Origin of the sequence: Plantactinospora sp. BB1 (assembly GCF_003030385.1) — a bacterium.
GTDB lineage: Bacteria > Actinomycetota > Actinomycetes > Mycobacteriales > Micromonosporaceae > Plantactinospora.
Map to the genome: position 1 here is coordinate 1,487,708 of NZ_CP028159.1, position 19,281 is coordinate 1,506,988.

Here is a 19,281-nt window from a genome sequence, read left to right on the forward strand (position 1 = left end):
CCCGGCTGGCGGATCAGACCGGTTCGAGCACCGGTTCCGCCGGGTGCCGGACCCGCAGCAGCGACCGGTAGCTCCACCACCAGCCGACGGCACCGAAACAGGCGACCCCGGCCATCGCCCAGGCCGCTCCGGCGGCCCCGAACAGGTGTCCGGCCCCGACGACCGCGCCGATCCGGATCGGGGCGAGAGCCGCACCCAGGGCCAGGGTCCGGGCGCCGGCCCGCTCGATCCGGTGCCCGGCCGCGGCGACCATGGTGGCCACCATGAAGACGCTCTCGACGGCGAGCGCGGGCAGCAACGGGCGGGCGAACTCCCAGTTCCCGCCGAGCAGCGCCCGGCCGACGGGATCCGGCAGGGCGGGCAGGGCCAGCGCGAGCGGCCCGACCAGGACGACGATGCCGGCGGTGACCCGGCCCGCCGCGCGGAGCCGGATCCGTGGCTCGGCGGCCCCGCTCCGGGCGAGGTACGGAATCAGCAGCGCGGAACCGGCGCCGATCAGCAGGGTGATCGGGCCGAGCGCGGTCCTCGCCCCGCCCAGTGCGCCGACCACGGCGGTTCCGGCCACCGCCGCCAGGGTGGCGGTGGCGAGTTGCGCGGTCCCCGAGCCGACCAGGAAGTGCAGGCCGAACGCGAACGCGCTCCGGGTCTCGGCCCGCCCGACCGGCCAGCCGGGCAGCAGCGCGCAGCGCCGCCGGACCGCCCCGAGACAGCCGACCAACGCCCCCGAGGTGGCCCACACCACGAAGGCGGTCGAGGCGTCGATCCGGCCCGCCAGGGCGAGCCCCGCACCGGCCGCGCTGGCCAACGTCCAGAGCAGTTCGTACCGGAGGATCCGTCGGGGGTCGGCCACGCCGAGGCCGTACGCCTTGAGGTAGTCGTAGAGGACCAGTCCGGGCAGCGCCAGGCCGACGACGACCAGGTAGCGGTTCCCGGCCAGTATCCCGACCGTGCCGAGGAGGACTCCGGCGGTGCCGCCGAGCAGGCAGATCCGCCGCGCGGAACGGCGGAACGGCGCCGGGTCCCGCCGGTCCGCCTCGGCCAGCACCGACTCGGTGACCATGGCCCGGGCCAGGCCGGAGACGAGGACGTACAGCGAGAAGGCCAGCGCGTACCGGCCCAGTTCGCCGAGGGAGCCGCCGTGCGCCACGGTGACGGCGAGCAGCATGTTGCCGAGGCTGGACGTCGCGGTGACCAGCACGGCGATCGGGGCCCGGCCACCGGTGGGGATCCGGCCGCGCAGGCCGCGCAGGTTGCGCAGGGTCGCCCGCCAACCGGGCCCGGCCGTCACCGGGCCGGTCGGCCGGCCCGGGGCACCGGCACCCGGCCGGGCGGACGGGCCGGGACCGGCCGGTCCACCGGGGTACGCCGGGTCAGCAGCAGCACCAGGAAGACCGGCGCGGCGGACACGGTGTTCTGGGCCGCCGCGATCGTCGACTCCGGATGGCCGTTCGACCAGAGCAGCGGTCCGGCCACCACGAAACAGAACAGGCTCAGCCGCAGCGGTCCGGGTGCACCGCGCAGCCGGAGCAGCAGCCCGGTGACCAGCGCCCAGCCGCCGTAGTAGACCACCACTCCGGCCCGGCCGTCGACGAAGTAGACGGTGCCCAGGGTGAGGAAGTTGAACGAGGACTTGTCGCTGCCGCCGAGGAACCGGTTGATCGCCGCCCCGGTGGCCAGCGGTGGCCGGCCCGGGTCGAGGATCCGGGGCACGAGGCCGTACCGGAGATAGCCGGCGGGGCCGGGCTGGCCGACGTCCACCGGTACGTCGTAGGCGCTGGCCCGGCCGATCTGCTGGTCGAACCGGAGCCGGTCGGCGGCGGTCACCTCGCTGGAGACCTTGACGCCGTTCTCCGCGCGGATCGTGTTGCGCACCGTGAACAGCGTCGGCCAGGCCAGGAAGAGCAGCACGGCGGCGACCAGCACGTAGCGGGCCCGGATCACCCCGCAGATCGCGCCGGCCGCCGCCACGAAGGTGAGGTAGCCGACGAGTGTGGCGGAGATGGCGGTCAGGAACACCAGCAGCACCTGCACGCCGACCAGCGCGGCGGTCCAGCGGTAGAGGCTGCCCAGCCGGGCCTGTCCAGCGTGGAAGCTGGCGATCAGGAGCGCGAAGGCGAGGTACTTCCAGCCGGAGACGAGGGCCACCACGTTCACCAGCGGCGACGCCGCCTGCGCCCCGGCGACCTGGGCGAAGACGCTGCCTCGGCCGGCGTACCCGCCGACGAGTTCGGCGACGATGCTGAGCACGGCCACCGCGCGGGCGACGAGGAAGAGCCGCGGGTACCCGGAGTTGGCCTCGGCGAGGGTCCGCCGGCCGGTGTCCCGGGCGGTTCGGCGGCGCCCCGGCCCACCCAGCGGCGCGAGCACCGTCTCGACCAGTACCGAGGCGGCCAGGGCCAGGCCGAGCAGCCCGAGTACGAACCCGAGGTCGGGATTGCGGTTCAGCACCGCCATCGGCAGGACCAGGATCAGGTACGGCGCCAGCAGCAGCACGCTGACCGGATAGCGCTGGAGCAGCCGGACCAGCCGGGTACGGACCGGTGGTGGCCGTACCGGCCGGGTGTCTGCTCCGCCGGGGTCGGCCGGTGTGGACGTGGCGGGTGGGCGCTGCCGGCCGGGCCGCCCGGACGGGACGGACGGGTCACCCCGGTGCGGGGAGGTGACGATCTCCATCTAGCGGTGACCCCGACCTTCGGGTGGCAGCTCCGGGCGCCTCTGGCCATCCGTCAACGGTCCGGGTCCCCTCCCTGTCCCAGTCGACCGGCAGGGTCGACACCCCGTGGGCCACCAGGGTCAACGAGGGCGCCGGAGAACCGTCACGCATGATCTGCCGATTTTCCCGTCACCTCGATCCGGCCACAGCGTTCAGTACAAATAGGGATGATTTTGGGCAAGAGCGTATTACCGTCACCGGGACGGTGGTCGGGCCCGCCGCCCCCGCTCTGGCCTCCCCCCGGGCCGATCCCGCACACCGACCCACGGCACCGCGCCCGGGCAGCAGAGACGCGAAGGTGACTTCCCACGATGCGCGAGGCAGGACTGCCCACCGGCACCTCGTCCGGTTCGTCGCGGGCCGGGACCGGCGTCGCCCCCGATGCGACGCCGGAGATCCCGAACGCACCCACCCGACCGCTCCGGCCACCCGGTTCTCGGATCCGGGTGGTCGGTCCGGCATCCGCCGAGGGTCGGCCGTGACCGTCTCGGTGCTGACCGGCCTGGTGTTGCAGTTCCTCGCGGCCGTCATCGTGCACGTGGCGATCCGGGGTGACTGGCTGCGGCGCCCGGCCGCCCTGATGCTGCTGATGGCGATCCTCGGGCACGGCATCACCGAGGTGATGCAGTGGATCTGGCCCGGCCGGAACGCCTACTTCCGGGACTACGTCTCGCAGGCCGCCCTGGACAACTGGATCCGGCTGGTCTCGGTCGCGATCCTGAGCTACGCCGTCGCCTACGTCCTGGTGCTGCGGATCCGTCGCCGGGACGCGGGGACGGCCGGCGGGGAGAGCAGCGCCCACATCTCCCGCCTCCGGCTCGGCTGGCTGCTGCTCCTCGCCGCTCCGCTGCTGCTCGCGACCTTCCAGGGCCGGGGCGCGCTGCAACCGGTCGCGCCCGGGCAGACCGCGTCCCGGGAGAACTACGCGCTGGTCGGGCTGGCCGGTCAGTTCCTGGTCCCGCTCCTGGCGGTGATCGGCGCGGTCGTCCTGGTCCGGTACGGCAGCCGCTGGATGCTCCCGCTCTTCGTCGTCCAGGGCGCGCTGCTCTCCATGGCGGGCAGCCGTTCGATGATCGTGACCGCCTGCCTGCTCTCGCTCTTCGGCGCGCGGCTCTGCGGGGTACGCCTGTCGCGCAGGCAGGTCGCCTGGGTGGTGGTCGTGGTGGCCTTCTTCACCGTGCTGATCTCGTCGACCCGCTCCGTCGCCGGGCGGGAGACCTTCACCCAGGGCATCGGCGCCGAGCGGCGGATCGACGGGCTGGTCGACGGCGTCGCCGCGCTGCCCACCGCGGAGAGCCGGGAGGCGGTGCTGAACGACGTCGTCTACCGCTTCGACACCAACACGTTCGGCACGCTGGTGCTGGAGAGCCTCTCCCGGCACACGCCGCCGGTCGGGCTGGAGACGACGCGGAACAACCTCCTGATCGTCGTACCGAGCTTCCTCGATCCCGACAAGCTCTCGCGTACGGTCGAGAGCCGCAGCGAGGAGTCCTTCCTCGACCGCCGGTTCGGGCTGGACCAGCGGGTCGACTGGCTCCCGGGGATCTTCGGCGCGATGCTCGGCTACTTCGGAGCGCTCGGCCTGCCGGTGCTGGCGCTGCTCTTCGGCGCGGCGATGGGTGTCGCCGAGCGGTTCGCCCTCCGCCGGGCGAGCACCGCCCGGTTCCTGCTCGGGGTGGGACTGGCGCAGTGCGCGCTGCTCTACTCGGCCGGCCCGCAGGCGCTGTTCGTGACGATGCGCGGCGTGCTCTTCTTCGTACTCCTGCTCTGGGTCGCCGCCGCGCTGCGCCGCGGCTACGTCGCCGTCAGATTCCCGGCCGGTCCGGTCGGGACATCGAGGATGAAGACGTCCAAGGAGACGAAAAACGTGAAAGTGGCCCCTTAGTCCTCACCAAGGGACTAAGTGTGGTTTACCCGCCGGGAGTTCCCCGCTGAGCTGCCCGAATACCGCTCACACCAGTACACCAGGAGGCTCCATGCCGCCCAGCGCCGCCGCCACGACCGGAAGCCCGCCGACCGCCCGGCGCCGGCGGCCCGGATTCGACCGGGCCGCCCTCCTGGTCACCGACGCCGCGGCCTGGACGATCGGCTTCGGCTCGGGCGCCTGGACGAGGTACGAGTTCGCCCTGACCACCAGCCAGCTCGTCCGGGCGCTCGCCGTCGGCATGCTCGCCGCCGCGCTGCACGCCACCATCGCCTCGGTCGGCCGCCGCTACCTGGGCCGGCATCCGCTCGGCAGCCTGCCGGACCTGCGCGCCCTCTCGGTCGCGGTGGCCGGCACCGCGATCCTGGTCTTCCTGGCCGACATCGCCCAGCCGGACCGGCCGGTCCCGGCCAGCACCCCGCTGGTCGGTTCGGCGGTGGCCCTGCTGCTGATGGTCTGCGCCCGGGTGGCGTACCGGCACCGCCGGGACCGCTGGCTGCGCCCGGACACCCGGTCGGCGACCCCGGTGCTGCTCTTCGGCCTCGGCTCGGCCGGTCAGGGCCTGCTGCACGCCCTGGTCACCGATCCGCAGGGCAGATACCTGCCGGTCGGGCTGCTCGACGACGACCTCGACAAGCGGAACCTGCGCATCGACGGCGTCCGGATGCTGGGCGGTCGCCGGGAGATCCGGGAGGCGGTCGCGCAGACCGGAGCCACCACGGTGATCTTCTCGGTGGCGAACGCGGACGCCGACCTGATCCGGGAGATCCGGGACGCCACGCTCCAGGCCGGCGCCGACTTCAAGGTGCTGCCGCCGGTCTCCGAACTGGTCGACCACCGGATCGGCGTCGCCGACGTACGCGACGTGGAGATCGACGACCTGCTGGGCCGCCGGCAGGTGGCCGCCGCCCTGGTCACCGCCGACTCGACGCTGACCGGGCAGCGGGTACTGGTGACCGGCGCCGGCGGCTCGATCGGCGCCGAACTGTGCCGGCAGATCCTCCGGGCCGATCCGGCCGAACTGATGATGCTCGACCGGGACGAGTCGGCGCTGCACAGCCTGCAACTCTCGGTCACCGGCCGGGCCCTGCTGGACGGCCCGGAGCTGATCCTGGCCGACCTGCGCGACAGCGAGGGAATCGCGCGGATCGTTCGCGAACGGCGCCCGGACATCATTTTCCACGCCGCCGCGCTCAAACACCTCACGCTTTTGCAGCGGCACCCCGGAGAGGCGATCAAGACGAATATCTGGGGCACGCTGTCGGTCCTGAACGCCGCTCGGGACGTGGCCAGATTCGTGAACATATCAACCGACAAGGCGGCGAACCCGATCAGCGTACTCGGCTATTCCAAGCGGATCACCGAACGGCTGACCGCGTACGCCGCCGCGAACAGTCCCGGCACATTCCTCAGCGTACGGTTCGGCAATGTGCTGAGCAGTCGGGGATCCGTGGTGACCGCGTTCCGGGCGCAGATCGACGCCGGCCTGCCGATCACCGTCACGCACCCCGACGTCACCCGCTACCTGATGAGCGTGCACGAGGCCGTGCAACTGGTGCTCCAGGCCGCGGCGATCGGGCGCGACGGCGAGGCGCTGGTGCTCGACATGGGCGCCCCGGTACGCATCGACGACCTGGCCAGGCAACTCGCCGCGCACGCACCCGGCCAGCCACGGATCGTCTACACCGGTCTGCGGCCCGGCGAGAAGCTGCACGAGGAGCTGCTCGGTGACGGCGAGGTCGACGTACGGCCGCTGCACCCGCTCGTCTCGCACGTCTGCGTCCCGCCGCTGAACCCGACCGAGGTGACCGGACTGGACCCGTTCGACGAGCCGGAGAAGGTGATCGAACGCCTCGCCTGGCTCTGTGCCCAACCGGAGGGTCCCATCCCGCCCGTGGCGCTGGTGCCGAACACCCGAAACGCTCGTCCCTCCTCGTCCCGGTCGACGTGAGGCCGGTCGGGAACTGGACACGCCGCTGGCGGGTCGCCGCAGGTCGTTGCAGGATTTCGGAGAAATTGCCGCCGGAGCGGGCGGCCAGCGTCACCCGCCTGTCGACACATCTGTTCGACCGTCGAAAGCGAGTGATTCCCGCCGAACCGAATTCGCGTCACAGAAATTGTCCGCGCGATGTTCGGCGACGGTTTCCACAGTCACCGACATCCTGGAGACACCACCGTGACCGAGAAGTTCGGCCTGATCGGCTTCGGCTACTGGGGCGCCAACCTCGCCCGGAACCTCGACAAGCTGGCCGGTGACCGGTGGCGCTGTCTGGTGGACGCCAGCCCCGAACGGCGGCAGGCGGCCACCGAGCGCTACCCGCGGGTGCGGGCCACCGGCGACCTCGACGCGGTGCTCGACGACGACGAGGTCCGGGCCGTCCTGATCGCCACCCCGGCGCCGAGCCACGCGCCGCTGGCCCGCCGGGCGCTGGCGGCCGGCAAGCACGTCTTCGTCGAGAAGCCGCTGGCGATGTCGGTCGCCGACGCGGTCGCGCTGGCCGAGACCGCCGACCGGTACGGCCTGGTGCTGATGGTCGGGCACACCTTCGAGTACGTCCCGGCGGTCGAGCGGATGCGCGACTACATCCGGTCCGGCGAGATCGGTGACGTCCTCTACCTGCACTCGCAGCGGCTCAACCTCGGCCGGATCCAGAACGACCTGCACACCTTCTGGTCGATCGGCCCGCACGACGTCTCGATCGCCAACTACCTGCTCGACGCCGAGCCGCGCTGGGTCGCCGCCCAGGGCGGGCGCTACCTGCACGACGGCGTCGAGGACGTCACCTTCGTCACCGTCGGCTATCCCGGCGACGTGGTGGCACACATGCACGTGAGCTGGCTCGACCCGGCGAAGACCCGGCGTACCACGGTGGTGGGCACCCGGCGGATGCTGGTCTACGACGACCTGAACACCGACGCCCGACTCACCGTGCACGACAAGGGGGCGGAACCGCTGGAGCCCGACGGGGACGGCGTACGGCGCTACCGGCTGCGCGACGACGCGGTGCACGTACCCGTGCTCTCCCCGGCCGAACCGCTGAGCCTGGAGTTGCGGCACTTCCTCGACTGCGTGCGGACCGGGGCACGCCCCCGGACCGACGGCTGGAACGGCGCCCGGGTGGTGGCGGTGCTGGAGGCCGCCGACGCCTCGCTGCGGGCAGGCGGCGCGACCGTGCCGGTGCCGCCGGTCCCCGGTCCGGTGGACGCCACCGCGACGCCCGGCGGGCGCCCGCACCCGGACGGCCCGCATCCCGACCTGACCACGGCGGCACACTGAGCACAGAGGAGCGTGACATGCCCGGAATTCCCCTGGTCGACCTGGCCGCCGCGTACGACCGGCACCGGGCCGCGATCGACGCGGCGATCCGCGACGTCGTCGAGGACACCCGGTTCATCCTCGGCCGCGAGGTCGGCGAGTTCGAGTCGGCGTTCGCCGCCTTCTGCGGCACCTCGCACGCGGTCGGGGTCGCCTCCGGCACCGCCGCGATCCACCTGAGCCTGGCCGCCCTCGGGGTCGGGCCCGGCGACGAGGTGGCGGTGCCGGCGCACACCTTCGTGGCCACCGCCGAACCGGTGAGCTGGCTGGGCGCCCGGCCGCGCTTCGTCGAGGTGGACGCCGAAACCGGCGGGATGGACCCGGACGCGCTGAAGTCCGTCCTCGACCGGGTCCGGGCGGTGCTGCCGGTGCACCTCTACGGCCTGCCGGTCGACCTGACCGCGATCGGCGCGCTCGCCACCGCCGCCGGGGTACCGCTGATCGAGGACGCCGCCCAGGCGCACGGCGCCGAGTACCTGCACGACGACGGTTCGGTCGTCCGGGCCGGGGCGTACGGCCGGATCGGCTGCTTCTCGTTCTATCCCGGCAAGAACCTCGGCGCGTTCGGCGACGCGGGGGCGGTCACCACCTCCGACCCGGCCCTGGCCGAGCGGATCCGGCGGCTGGCCGACCACGGGCGCACCAGCAAGTACGAGCACCTCACCGTCGGCTACGCGGCCCGGCTGGACACCATCCAGGCGGCCGTACTCGCGGTCAAGCTCGGCACCCTGGCCCAGGGCAACCAGCGGCGGCGGGAACTGGCCGCGACGTACCGGTCCCGGCTGGACGGGGTCGGTGACCTGGTACTGCCGGCCGAGCCGCCGAACCGGCGCGGCGTCTACCACCTCTTCGTACTCCGTACCCGGCACCGGGACGGTCTGCTGGCCCACCTGCGGGACGCCGGCATCGGTGCCGGGGTGCACTATCCGGTCCCGTTGCACCTGCAACCGGCGTACGCCTCGCTCGGGTACCGCCCCGGCGACCTGCCGGTGACCGAGGCGTGGGCCCGGGAGTGCCTCTCCCTGCCGATCTATCCGGAACTCACCGAGGAGCAACTGGAGACGGTCGTCGCCGAGATACGCGGCTACTTCGAGCGGGTGTGACGGAACTCGACCGGGTGTGACGGAATTCGAGCGGGTGTGCCGGAAAGGCCCGGCGGATCGGGACGCCGGACCGGTCGGGAGCCGCACACGGGAGCGCACACCGTCCACTTCGGCATCCGGCTTGCGTCCGATTTGACAACAACGCCCTGTTGTGCTTCGGCTACAATGAGCGTCGACGATGTCACCCAACCACGGGGAGGGGTTTCGATGAGCCCGGTTGGTCCATCGGTCGGCGGGGCGGCCGGCGCCGCGATCGGCGCGGCAGCCGCCGCGGTCATCGGACAGATCAATGTGGAGATCGACGGTCTGGCGAGCGTGGCGGCGGCGATGCGCGAGGAGCTCAAGGAGGGCTACCGCACCCAGGTCCCGCCGGTGCACGACGCCATGCAGCACGGCGCCACCATCGGCGACCGGCTCGAGGGCGACGACTGGCTGCGGCTCCAGGACCGCTACGACGAGTGCATCCAGAAGAGCCTGGAGGCACTGGTCAACCTGGACAAGGGGACCCAGGCGGTGGCGCAGGCCGCGGAGCGGATCGCGGCCAACTACCGCGGCTCCGACGCGTTCGCGCACGCCACCGTCAGCGACGTGCACGAGGTCCTGCCGCCGACCGCGCAGACCAGGCCGGAGGCCCGGGCGAACCCGGCCGCACCGGTCACCGGGACGGGAGGCGACGGCAATGGCTGAGGAGTACATCCCGCGCCTGTGGCGGCTCGTCGACGCGGCACAGCAGAGGTTGCAGCCGAGCCGGGAGCAGGTGGCGGCCTGGGAACGGGCGTCGGGCATGCTGGGCGGCCACGCCGCCAGGTTGCAGAACTGCCGTAACCAGCTCGCCGCGCTCTGGCCGCCGGAGCAGAACGCCGCCTCGGCGGCGTACATGGCCGAACTGGACCGGCTGATCGAGGCGAGCCGGCAGACGTCGACCGCGGCCCAGAACAACGCCACGCACATCGGGCACGTGGCGGACGCCATCGAGCAGGCCCGGACCAAGCTGGAGCCGATCTACCGGGAATACCTGGAAAACCAGCGGAAGCTCGCCGACTACCAGCGCCAGGTGCAACTGGCCGGCGACATCGGCGGGACGGTGGGCGGAACCGCCGCGTCGCGCTTCGGCCTGACCGCCCTGGGCCAGAAGGCCGGCGACTTCCTCGGCGAGGGCGCGATGAAGGTGCTCACCGACCCGCCGGTGAGCGATGCCCAGCAGGCGGCGCTGATCGCCCGGGCCCGCGCGGTCCAGACGGAGATGGACGGCGCGGCACGGGACGGCGCCGGCCGGATCCGGCCACCGGAGGGATACAAGCCCCCGGTGATCATCAGCGACGACGGGCGGGAGTTCGACGACGACGCGGACGGGAGCGTCCAGCCGCCCATCGTCCACCCGCCGCCGCGCCGTCGGGCGGAACGGGAGGACTCCGGGCCGGGCTTCGTCGACGGTACGCCGCCACCGACCATCCACACCGAACTGACCCCGGAACAGGTCACCCCGCCCACCTCCCCGGTGGACGACGGCCCGACCCTGACCGGTGTCACCCCGCCGATCGCCGGGCCACCTCCGCCGGTGACCCCGGTTCCGCCCGGCCCACCGGTCGGGGTACCGCCTCCGACACCCCCGGTCGTCCCGCCGACCATCGGCGTTCCGCCCCGCATCGGTGGACCGCCGGGGGCCGGGCCCGGACTGGGCAACGTCCCACGGGGCGGTCCCGGCGGGACGGGGAAGGTCGGCCCGTTCGGTTCGGCACCGACCGGGGTGCCGCCGGGCGGCGTGATCGGCGCCCGCCCCGGCGGCGGTGCCGGCGTGCCACCGGGCGGCGTCGGGGCACCGCGCGCGGGCGGCGTACCCCGGGGGGTGAATCCGGTCGGTGGCGTCATCGGGCCGCAGGGCGGCCGGCCCGGCACGGCCGGCGGGGCCGGTGGGGTCCCGGGCGGCGCCAGGGCGGGCACCCGCCGTCCCGGCTCGGGAGCCGGCGCCGCCGGTTCCGGCGTCTCGGGCGTGCCCGGCGGCGCCCGTGGCCGGCGGGACGCCGACGAGCCGGAGCAGCGGCAGTGGGATCCGGACAACCCGTGGGAGGTCGAGCAGGGCGTCGCGCCCGAGATCGAGCCGAACCGGGACGTCGGCCGGCACGAGCCCGGCGGCGGGATCCTCGGGAAGGACAGGTGAGCGGAGCCACCCGGTTCCACGCACGGCTGCCGCGCTGGTGCGCGGCAGCCGTCTGCGGTCTGCTCGCGGTGCCGCTCGGCGCGCCCGCGGCGTCGGCGGACTCGGCCCGGGACCGGCAGTGGCACCTGCGGGCGCTCGGCGTCGCCGAGGCGCACCGGGTCACCCAGGGTGCCGGGGTCGTGGTGGCGGTGCTCGACACCGGGGTACGCGCCGACCACAAGGACCTGACCGGCAACGTGCTGCCCGGTGTCGACGTGACCGGCGCGGAGACCGACGGCCGGCAGGACGCCGACGGACACGGCACCGCGATGGCGGGACTGATCGCGGCGCACGGACACGGGTCCGGCAATGCCGACGGCGTCCTCGGAATAGCCCCGAAGGCCAAGATCCTGCCGGTCCGCGCCATGCGTACCGAGGCCGGTGCCGGGGACGACCTGCCCCGCGCCATCCGGGAGGCGGTCCGCCGCAAGCCCGCAGTGCTGTCGCTCTCGCTGAGCGGCGGCGCCAGCGAGAGCCTGGAGCAGGCGGTCCAGGAGGCGCTGGCCGCCGACATCGTCCTGGTCGCGGCCGCCGGGAACCGGCCGAACGACGCCTTCGTCGGCTATCCGGCGGCCTACCCGGGAGTACTCGCCGTCGGCGCCACCGGGCGGGACGGGAAACTGGCCCCGGTCAGCGTCACCGGTGACCCGATCGGGCTGGTCGCGCCCGGGGTGGAGATCGCCTCCAGCAGCCGGACCGGGGCGTACCGGTCGGGCACCGGGACGAGCGACTCCACGGCGATCGTGGCCGGGGCGGCGGCCCTGGTCCGGGCGAGGTACCCGGATCTGCCCGCGGCCGAGGTGGTGCACCGGCTCACCGCCACCGCCACCGACCGGGGTAGCCCGGGTCGCGATCCGGAGTACGGGCACGGCGTACTCGACCTCGTCGCGGCACTGACCGCCGACGTCGAGCCGGCCGGGGCGCAGCCGAGCCCGGGGACCGGACCGACTCCCACCACGGACCCGACCTCACCGGCGGTGGCCGCTCCCCCGCCCGGCGACGGGTCGACCGAACTCCGGCTCAGCCCCGCCGCGTACGCGATCGGCGGCACCTGCCTGCTGGTGCTGCTGGCCGGTGTCGGCGTACTCGGCTGGTTGCTGCTGCGGGGTCGACGCCGCCGGCAGGGCGGACCCGGGCCACCACCCGTACCCGGGCAGCCGGTGCCGGCCCATCCCGCCCCGGTGCCGAGGTATCCGGGACCACCGGGTGCCCGCCCGTATCCGTCCGCTCCTCCGGCGGCGCCGGAGCACCGGGGTGGCCATCCGCCGGGCTACGGCCCGCCCGGACCGCCGTACCCGCCGACGCATCCCGGCGCACCGCCGCCGGGCGGATAGCCGGCCGGGTCGGGGCTCGACCGGCACCGGCCGGGGTGGGGGGTACCGTGCTGGGGATGCGGCAGGGCGGGCCCGGGGACTGGGCGGAGCAACGACGACAGGCGATCACCGCCCGGGCGATGGCCGACCAGGCTCGCCGGGAGGCGGAGCACGAGGAGGCCCGGCGCCTCGTCGAGTCGTTCGCGGCGGCGGCCCGGGAGCGTGGGCTGCGCCAGACCAGGCTGACCGCGCTCGGCTACGACGGCCGTACCCGATACCGGACCAACCTCACCGGCTGGTATCTGGACCTCGCCCGGATCCACGCGGTGGACGCGGCCGGGAACTTCTACCTGCTGACCGTGCCGACCAGCCTGCGTGCCCGGTTGACCGGGGCGACCCCGCAGCCGCAACCGCCGAAGCTGGTCGTCGGCGAGGGCGGGCCGGACGGCCAGTCGATGCCGCTGGCGGCGCTGCTGCGCAAGCGGCTGGACGCCGGTGACCGGTGGCCCGAGCCCCCGGCGCCGCCGGCACGGGACTGACCTCCGCCGCGATGGCACGGCCGCCGAGCAGCCGGGAGAGGCGTAGCCGGCCGCCGCGACGGGTGATCGCCGCGACCGGCGCCCGCCGCAGATCCAGGCCCGGCCCGACCCGGCCGGTCAGCCCTGCTTCAGCACGTCGGTGATCAGGGCCTGGGCCTCCTCCTGGAGCCGGCCGAGATGCTCCGGCCCCCGGAACGACTCCGCGTAGATCTTGTAGACGTCCTCGGTGCCGGAGGGGCGGGCGGCGAACCAGCCGGACTCGGTGCTGACCTTCAGCCCGCCGATCGCCGCACCGTTGCCCGGCGCCTCGGTCAGGGTGGCGGTGATCGGCTCGCCGGCCAGTTCGGTGGCGGTGACCTGGTCCGGGGAAAGCTTTCCGAGCACGGCCTTCTGTTCCCGGTCGGCCGGCGCGTCGATCCGGGCGTACGCCGGCTCGCCGAACCGGCTCACCAGGTCGGCGTAGTGCTCGCTCGGGGTACGCCCGGTCACCGCGATGATCTCGGCGGCGAGCAGGCAGAGCAGGATGCCGTCCTTGTCGGTGGTCCAGGTCCGGCCGTCGCGGGCCAGGAACGACGCCCCGGCGCTCTCCTCGCCGCCGAACCCGACCGAGCCGTCCAGCAGTCCCGGCACGAACCACTTGAAGCCGACCGGGACCTCCAGGAGTTTCCGGCCCAGGTCGGCGGCGACCCGGTCGATCATGGAGGAGGAGACCAGGGTCTTGCCGACCGCCGCGTCGGCGGACCAGTCCGGCCGGTGGCCGAAGAGGTAGGAGATCGACACCGCCAGGTAGTGGTTCGGGTTCATCAGCCCGCCGTCCGGGGTGACGATGCCGTGCCGGTCCGCGTCGGCGTCGTTGCCGGTGGCGACCTGGTAGTCGGCGCGCCGGGCGATCAGCGAGGCCATCGCGTGCGGGGACGAGCAGTCCATCCGGATCTTGCCGTCCCAGTCCAGGGTCATGAACCGCCAGGTCGGGTCGACCAGCGGGTTCACCACGGTCAGGTCCAGGCCGTGCCGGTCGGCGATCTCGCCCCAGTACGCCACGCTCGCGCCGCCGAGCGGGTCCGCGCCGATCCGCACCCCGGCGGCCCGTACCGCGGCGAGGTCGAGGGCCGAGGGCAGGTCGTCGACGTACTCGGTGAGGAAGTCGTACCGGCCGGTGGTGTCGGCGGCGCGCGCCCGCGCGTACGGAATCCGCTTCACCTCGCGGAGTCCGTCGGCCAGCAGCGCGTTCGCCCGGTCCTGGATCCACCTGGTCGCGTCGGTGTCGGCCGGCCCGCCGTGCGTCGGGTTGTATTTGAAGCCGCCGTCCGACGGCGGGTTGTGCGACGGGGTGATCACGATCCCGTCGGCGAGCCCGCCGGTGCGTCCGGCATTGTGCCGGAGGACCGCGTGCGACAGCGCCGGGGTCGGGGTGTAGCCGTCCCGGCTGTCGACCAGCACCGTCACCTCGTTGGCGGCCAGCACCTCCAGCGCGCTGACCATCGCCGGCTCGGAGAGCGCGTGCGTGTCGCGGGCCAGGAAGAGCGGCCCGTCGACGCCCTGGTCCCGCCGGTATTCGCAGGTCGCCTGGGTTATCGCCAGGATGTGCCGCTCGTTGAAGGCGGCCCGCAGGCTCGATCCACGATGCCCCGAGGTGCCGAACGCGACCTGCTGCGCCGGGTCGGCCGGGTCCGGCTGCTCGGCGTAGTACGCGGTGACGAGCCGGGGCACGTCCACCAGGTCCTCGGGCTCGGCGGGCTGGCCGGCGCGGGCGTGGACCGACATGTGACCTCCTTCTGGCACGGGCGTGGGCGGGCGGAGCGGGTCCGGCACCGCCGGTGGTGGCCGACGGGCGGTGTGGCCGGCGGGTCAGGGCTCGACGCGCTGCCCCTTGCCGACGACCACGATGCCACGGTCGGAGACCGTGTACCGCTCACGGTCGCGGTCCAGGTCCACGCCGATCTCCGCGCCCTCCGGCACCACCACGTTCTTGTCCAGGATGGCGTTGCGGACGACGGCGTGCCGGCCGATCTCCACCCCCTCCATCACCACCGAGCCTTCCACGTGGGCCCAGGAGTGCACCCGGACATTCGGCGAGACGACGGAGTTCTCCACCAGCGCGCCCGAGATCACCACACCCGGGGAGATCATCGAATCCACCGCCCGGCCGACCCGCTCCTCCAGGTCGTGCACGAACTTGGCCGGCGGCCACGGCGGGTGGTCGGTGTAGATCGGCCACTCGTAGTTGTAGAGGTTGAAGACCGGGTGTACGGCGATCAGGTCCATGTGCGCCTCGTAGAACGAGTCCAGCGTCCCCACGTCCCGCCAGTACGCCCGGTCCCGGTCGGTGCTGCCCGGCACCTCGTTGTCGCGGAAGTCGTAGACGTTCGCCTCGCCCCGCTCGACCAGCATCGGGATGATGCTGCCGCCCATGTCGTGCTTGCTGGTCCGGTCGGCCGCGTCGGTCTCCACCGCCTCGCAGAGCAGCTTGGTGGTGAAGACGTAGTTGCCCATCGACGCGTAGATCTCGTCGGGCGAGTCCGGCAGCCCCTTCGCGTCGGTCGGCTTCTCCCGGAACGCCTGGATACGCCGGCCGTCCGAGCCGACCTCGATCACGCCGAACTGGTCGGCGGAGGCGAGCGGCTGGCGGATGCCGGCGACCGTCACCCCGGCGCCGGAGGAGATGTGCTGCTCCAGCATCTGCCGGGGGTCCATCCGGTAGATGTGGTCGGCGCCGAAGACGATGACGTAGTCCGGCTGCTCGTCGTTGATCAGGTTGAAGCTCTGGTAGATCGCGTCGGCCGAGCCGGCGAACCACCACGGTCCGCGCCGCTGCTGCGCCGGTACCGGCGTCACGTAGTTGCCGAGCAGGTTCGACATCCGCCAGGTCTTGGTGACGTGCCGGTCCAGCGAGTGCGACTTGTACTGCGTCAGCACCACGATCTTCAGGAACCCGCCATTGGCCAGGTTGGACAGCACAAAATCGATCATGCGGTACATGCCGCCGAACGGGACGGCGGGTTTGGCCCGGTCGGCGGTCAGGGGCATCAGTCGCTTGCCCTCTCCCCCGGCCAGGACGATCGCGAGGACCTTGGCTGACATGTCACGACGGTAACGGAGCCGGCAGTCCGCCGCACGGGGCTCGTCTGCTTCGTCCCACCAAGATCTTCAACGGCCCGATTCGCCCGACTCGCTCCACCGGTCGAGCACCGGCCGGGGGTCGGGGCGGAAGCAGGTCGCCTCGGTGACGGTTACCGGTCGAGCACCGGGGGCGGGGCGGGGGTGGTTAGCGGTCGAGGGCCTCGGCGGCCGCCTCGGCGACGCGGTCGGCCAGGACGCCGAGGAGCCGGGAGTCGAGCCGCCACTGCTGCCAGTAGAGCGGAACCTCGATCACCGCCGCCGGGTCGATCGGCACCAGGCCGCCGGCCGGGTAGCGGTCGCTCTGCTGGGGCGGCACCATCCCCCAGCCGAGGCCGAGCCGGATCGCCTCGGGGAAGTCCCCGGAGGACGGGACGTAGTGGCGCGGCGGGGCCCAGGCCCGGCGGGACCGCTGCCGGAGGTAGCGCTCCTGGAGGTCGTCCCGACGGTCGAAGACCACCATCGGGGCGCGGGCCAGCGCATCCAGCGTGGGACCCTCCGGCAGCCAGGTCCGGACGAACTCCGGACTGGCCATCGGGCGGTAGCACATCCGGCCGAGCGGGCGTACCGCACAGCCCTGCACCGGGCGGGACTCCGAGGTGATCGCCGCCATCGCCGTACCCTGGCGGAGCAGTTCGACGGAGTGGTCCTGGTCCTCGCGGTAGACGTCGACACAGATCCGCTCGCGGGCGGCGGCGGCCAGCGCCGGGAGTACCCAGGTGTTCAACGAGTCGCCGTTGACCACGATCGGGATCCGGCTGAACTCCGCCGGTTCGGCCGGGTCCTGCCCCAGTTCGCCGAGCGCGTCGGTGACCAGCAGCGCGACCTGGCGGGCCAGCCGGAGCACGACCTGCCCCGACGGCGTGGGGCGGGCCGGCTTGCCGCGCTCGACCAGCACCCGGCCGACGGTGCTCTCCAGCGCCTTCATCCGCTGGCTGACCGCCGACGGGGTGACGTGCAGCCGCCGGGCCGCCGCCTCGAACGAGCCGTGGTCGACGACGGCGACGAAGGTGCGGAGCTGCTCGAACTGGAGGTCCATGTTAAGCAAGACTAATGAATCGTAAGAATGATTAGCTGGAGTGGTCTGGCCGGCTTCCCTATGGTCGAGCCCGTGATCCTCTCCTCCACTGCCGCCGCGACCGGCCCGGCGCCGCTGCTCGTCACCGGATTCGGCGTCGGCCTCTCCCTGATCGTGGCGATCGGCGCCCAGAACGCGTACGTGCTCCGTCAGGGCGTACGCGCCGAACACGTCCTGCCGATCGTGCTGATCTGCGCCGTCTCGGACGCGGTGCTGATCCTGGCCGGCATCACCGGGATCGGGGCGGTGGTCGAACGCGCCCCGGTCGTGCTCACCGTGGTCCGCTGGGCCGGCGCCGCCTTCCTGATCGGCTACGGCCTGCTCGCCGCCCGTCGGGCCTTCGGCACCCAGAGCCTCCAGGCCGGCAACGGTGGCAACGGCGTGACACTCCGCACGGCCGTACTCACCGTGCTGGCGATGACCTGGCTCAATCCGCACGTCTACCTGGACACCGTCCTGCTGCTCGGCTCCATCGCCAACACCCACGGCCCGTCCGGCCGGTGGTCGTTCGGGGCCGGAGCCGCGCTCGCCAGCCTCGTCTGGTTCGCCGCGCTCGGCTACGGCGCCCGGCGCCTCAACCGCGCCTTCACCCGTCCCGCCGCCTGGCGCATCCTGGACGCCCTGATCGCGACGACCATGCTCACCATCGGCCTCGGCCTGCTGCTGGACGCGTGACCTACCTCCAGCGCTCGGCTAGGGTGCCGGCTGTGATGGGATTCGCACCTGATGATCGGCGGCTGCGGGTTGACCTGCTGACCCGGGAGTACCCCCCGGAGGTGTACGGCGGCGCCGGGGTGCACGTCGAATACCTCGCCCGGGAGCTGCGTTCCCGCGCCGACACCCGGGTGCACTGCTTCGGCGCGCCCCGGCAGCCCCCGTACGCCGAGCCGGGCGTCACCGCCTATCCCGAGCCGGCCGAACTGGGGCACGCGAACGCCGCCCTGCGGACCATGGGGGTGGACCTGGCGATGGCGGCCGGTACCGCCGGCACCGACGTGGTGCACAGCCACACCTGGTACGCCAACCTCGCCGGACACGTCGCCAAGCTGCTGCACGGGGTGCCGCACGTGGTGACCGTGCACAGCCTGGAACCACTGCGGCCGTGGAAGGCCGAGCAGCTCGGCGGCGGGTACGCGCTCTCCTCCTGGTGTGAGCGGACCGCGCTGGAGGCCGCCGACGCGGTGATCGCGGTCTCCGCCGGGATGATGCGCGACCTGCTGGCCGCCTATCCGGCGGTCTCACCGGACCGGGTACGCGTGGTGCACAACGGCATCGACACCCACCAGTACGCCCCCGACTCCGGCACCGAGGTGCTGGACCGGCTCGGCATCGACCCGGGGCGGCCCAGCGTGACGTACGTCGGCCGGATCACCCGGCAGAAGGGCCTGCCGTACCTGCTCCGGGCGGCGCGCCGGCTGCCGGCGGAGGCCCAGCTCGTGCTGCTGGCCGGCGCCCCGGACACGGCGGAGATCGCCGCCGAGGTGGAGGAGCTGGTCACCGAGCTGCGGGGCAGCCGGGAGGGCGTGGTCTGGGTGGCCGAGATGCTGCCCAAGCCCGAGGTGATCCAGATCCTCAGCCACAGCACCGTCTTCGTCTGCCCCTCCGTCTACGAGCCGATGGGCATCGTCAACCTGGAGGCGATGGCCTGCGAGACGGCGGTGGTGGCGACCGCCACCGGCGGCATTCCCGAGGTGGTCGCGGACGGCTCCACCGGCCTGCTGGTGCCGATCGCCCAGGCCGGCGACGGCACCGGTACCCCGCTCGACCCGGAGCGCTTCGTCGCCGACCTCGCCGACGCGATCACCGAACTGCTCGACGACCCGAAACGCGCCGTCGAGCTGGGCCGGGCCGGCCGGCGCCGGGCGGTCGAACACTTCTCCTGGGACGCCATCGCCGACCGGACCCTGGCGGTCTACCGGGAAGCCCTCGGCGGCTGACCACCGGCCGGCCGGTGGAGAATTGTCTGACGGGCGGGCGTCGA

General features: G+C 73.2%; 14 protein-coding genes and 1 pseudogene. 10 read left to right on the forward strand and 5 right to left on the reverse strand.

Annotation, left to right across the window (positions count from 1 at the left end; translation table 11 throughout):
* Positions 1-13: 13 nt before the first annotated feature.
* Together C6W10_RS06280 and C6W10_RS06285 are read right to left on the reverse strand one after the other, a co-directional pair.
* Positions 14-1,288, reverse strand: a complete 1,275-nt coding sequence (locus C6W10_RS06280; protein ID WP_107257226.1) for a hypothetical protein — start codon at positions 1,286-1,288, stop codon at positions 14-16.
* Positions 1,285-2,673 (reverse strand): hypothetical protein, encoded by a 1,389-nt coding sequence (locus tag C6W10_RS06285; protein WP_107257227.1) that lies wholly within the window; start codon positions 2,671-2,673, stop codon positions 1,285-1,287. The genes C6W10_RS06280 and C6W10_RS06285 overlap by 4 nt, the downstream gene beginning before the upstream one ends.
* 518 nt (positions 2,674-3,191) lie before the next feature.
* Here C6W10_RS06285 and C6W10_RS06290 point away from each other — a divergent pair.
* The 8 genes from C6W10_RS06290 (at position 3,192) to C6W10_RS06325 (ending at position 13,105) form a co-directional block, all read left to right on the forward strand.
* Entirely contained in the window at positions 3,192-4,598 is a 1,407-nt protein-coding gene (locus tag C6W10_RS06290; protein ID WP_107257228.1) for a hypothetical protein, read from the forward strand.
* 91 nt (positions 4,599-4,689) lie between these two features.
* Positions 4,690-6,588 carry a nucleoside-diphosphate sugar epimerase/dehydratase gene (locus C6W10_RS06295; protein WP_107257229.1) on the forward strand — a complete coding sequence of 633 codons (1,899 nt, stop codon included), beginning with the start codon at positions 4,690-4,692 and terminating at the stop codon, positions 6,586-6,588.
* Positions 6,589-6,813: 225 nt separating this feature from the next.
* The gene (locus C6W10_RS06300; protein ID WP_199853883.1) at positions 6,814-7,914 is read left to right on the forward strand and encodes a Gfo/Idh/MocA family protein; all 1,101 of its coding nucleotides are present in this window, start codon (positions 6,814-6,816) and stop codon (positions 7,912-7,914) included.
* A gap of 17 nt (positions 7,915-7,931) precedes the next feature.
* Positions 7,932-9,056 (forward strand): DegT/DnrJ/EryC1/StrS aminotransferase family protein, encoded by a 1,125-nt coding sequence (locus C6W10_RS06305; RefSeq protein ID WP_107257231.1) that lies wholly within the window; start codon positions 7,932-7,934, stop codon positions 9,054-9,056.
* Between the two features lie 207 nt (positions 9,057-9,263).
* Complete coding sequence (locus C6W10_RS06310) at positions 9,264-9,743, forward strand: hypothetical protein (protein ID WP_107257232.1); 480 nt, start codon at positions 9,264-9,266, stop codon at positions 9,741-9,743.
* A complete protein-coding gene (locus tag C6W10_RS37160) occupies positions 9,736-11,214 on the forward strand; it encodes a hypothetical protein (protein ID WP_159104488.1) in 1,479 nt (492 codons plus the stop codon). Before C6W10_RS06310 ends, C6W10_RS37160 begins: the two co-directional genes overlap by 8 nt.
* Complete coding sequence (locus C6W10_RS06320) at positions 11,211-12,587, forward strand: S8 family serine peptidase (RefSeq protein WP_234361642.1); 1,377 nt, start codon at positions 11,211-11,213, stop codon at positions 12,585-12,587. The genes C6W10_RS37160 and C6W10_RS06320 overlap by 4 nt, the downstream gene beginning before the upstream one ends.
* Positions 12,588-12,643: 56 nt before the next feature.
* Positions 12,644-13,105, forward strand: a complete 462-nt coding sequence (locus C6W10_RS06325; RefSeq protein ID WP_107263714.1) for a hypothetical protein — start codon at positions 12,644-12,646, stop codon at positions 13,103-13,105.
* A gap of 117 nt (positions 13,106-13,222) precedes the next feature.
* Here C6W10_RS06325 and pgm read toward each other — a convergent pair whose 3' ends face one another.
* The 3 genes and pseudogenes from pgm to C6W10_RS06340 form a co-directional block, all read right to left on the reverse strand.
* Positions 13,223-14,869 (reverse strand): phosphoglucomutase (alpha-D-glucose-1,6-bisphosphate-dependent), encoded by a 1,647-nt coding sequence (pgm, locus tag C6W10_RS06330; RefSeq protein ID WP_107257233.1) that lies wholly within the window; start codon positions 14,867-14,869, stop codon positions 13,223-13,225.
* An 84-nt stretch (positions 14,870-14,953) separates the two neighbouring features.
* Positions 14,954-16,192, reverse strand: a pseudogene (glgC, locus tag C6W10_RS06335) (glucose-1-phosphate adenylyltransferase); the annotation flags it as partial.
* A 178-nt stretch (positions 16,193-16,370) separates the two neighbouring features.
* Positions 16,371-17,261 (reverse strand): LysR family transcriptional regulator ArgP, encoded by an 891-nt coding sequence (locus C6W10_RS06340; protein ID WP_107257235.1) that lies wholly within the window; start codon positions 17,259-17,261, stop codon positions 16,371-16,373.
* Between the two features lie 72 nt (positions 17,262-17,333).
* On the opposite strand from C6W10_RS06340, the gene C6W10_RS06345 reads away from it, so the two are divergent.
* The gene (locus tag C6W10_RS06345) at positions 17,334-17,975 is read left to right on the forward strand and encodes a LysE/ArgO family amino acid transporter (protein WP_234359075.1); all 642 of its coding nucleotides are present in this window, start codon (positions 17,334-17,336) and stop codon (positions 17,973-17,975) included.
* Positions 17,976-18,010: 35 nt separating this feature from the next.
* Entirely contained in the window at positions 18,011-19,237 is a 1,227-nt protein-coding gene (gene glgA, locus C6W10_RS06350; RefSeq protein ID WP_107257237.1) for a glycogen synthase, read from the forward strand.
* The last annotated feature ends 44 nt before the right edge of the window (positions 19,238-19,281 follow it).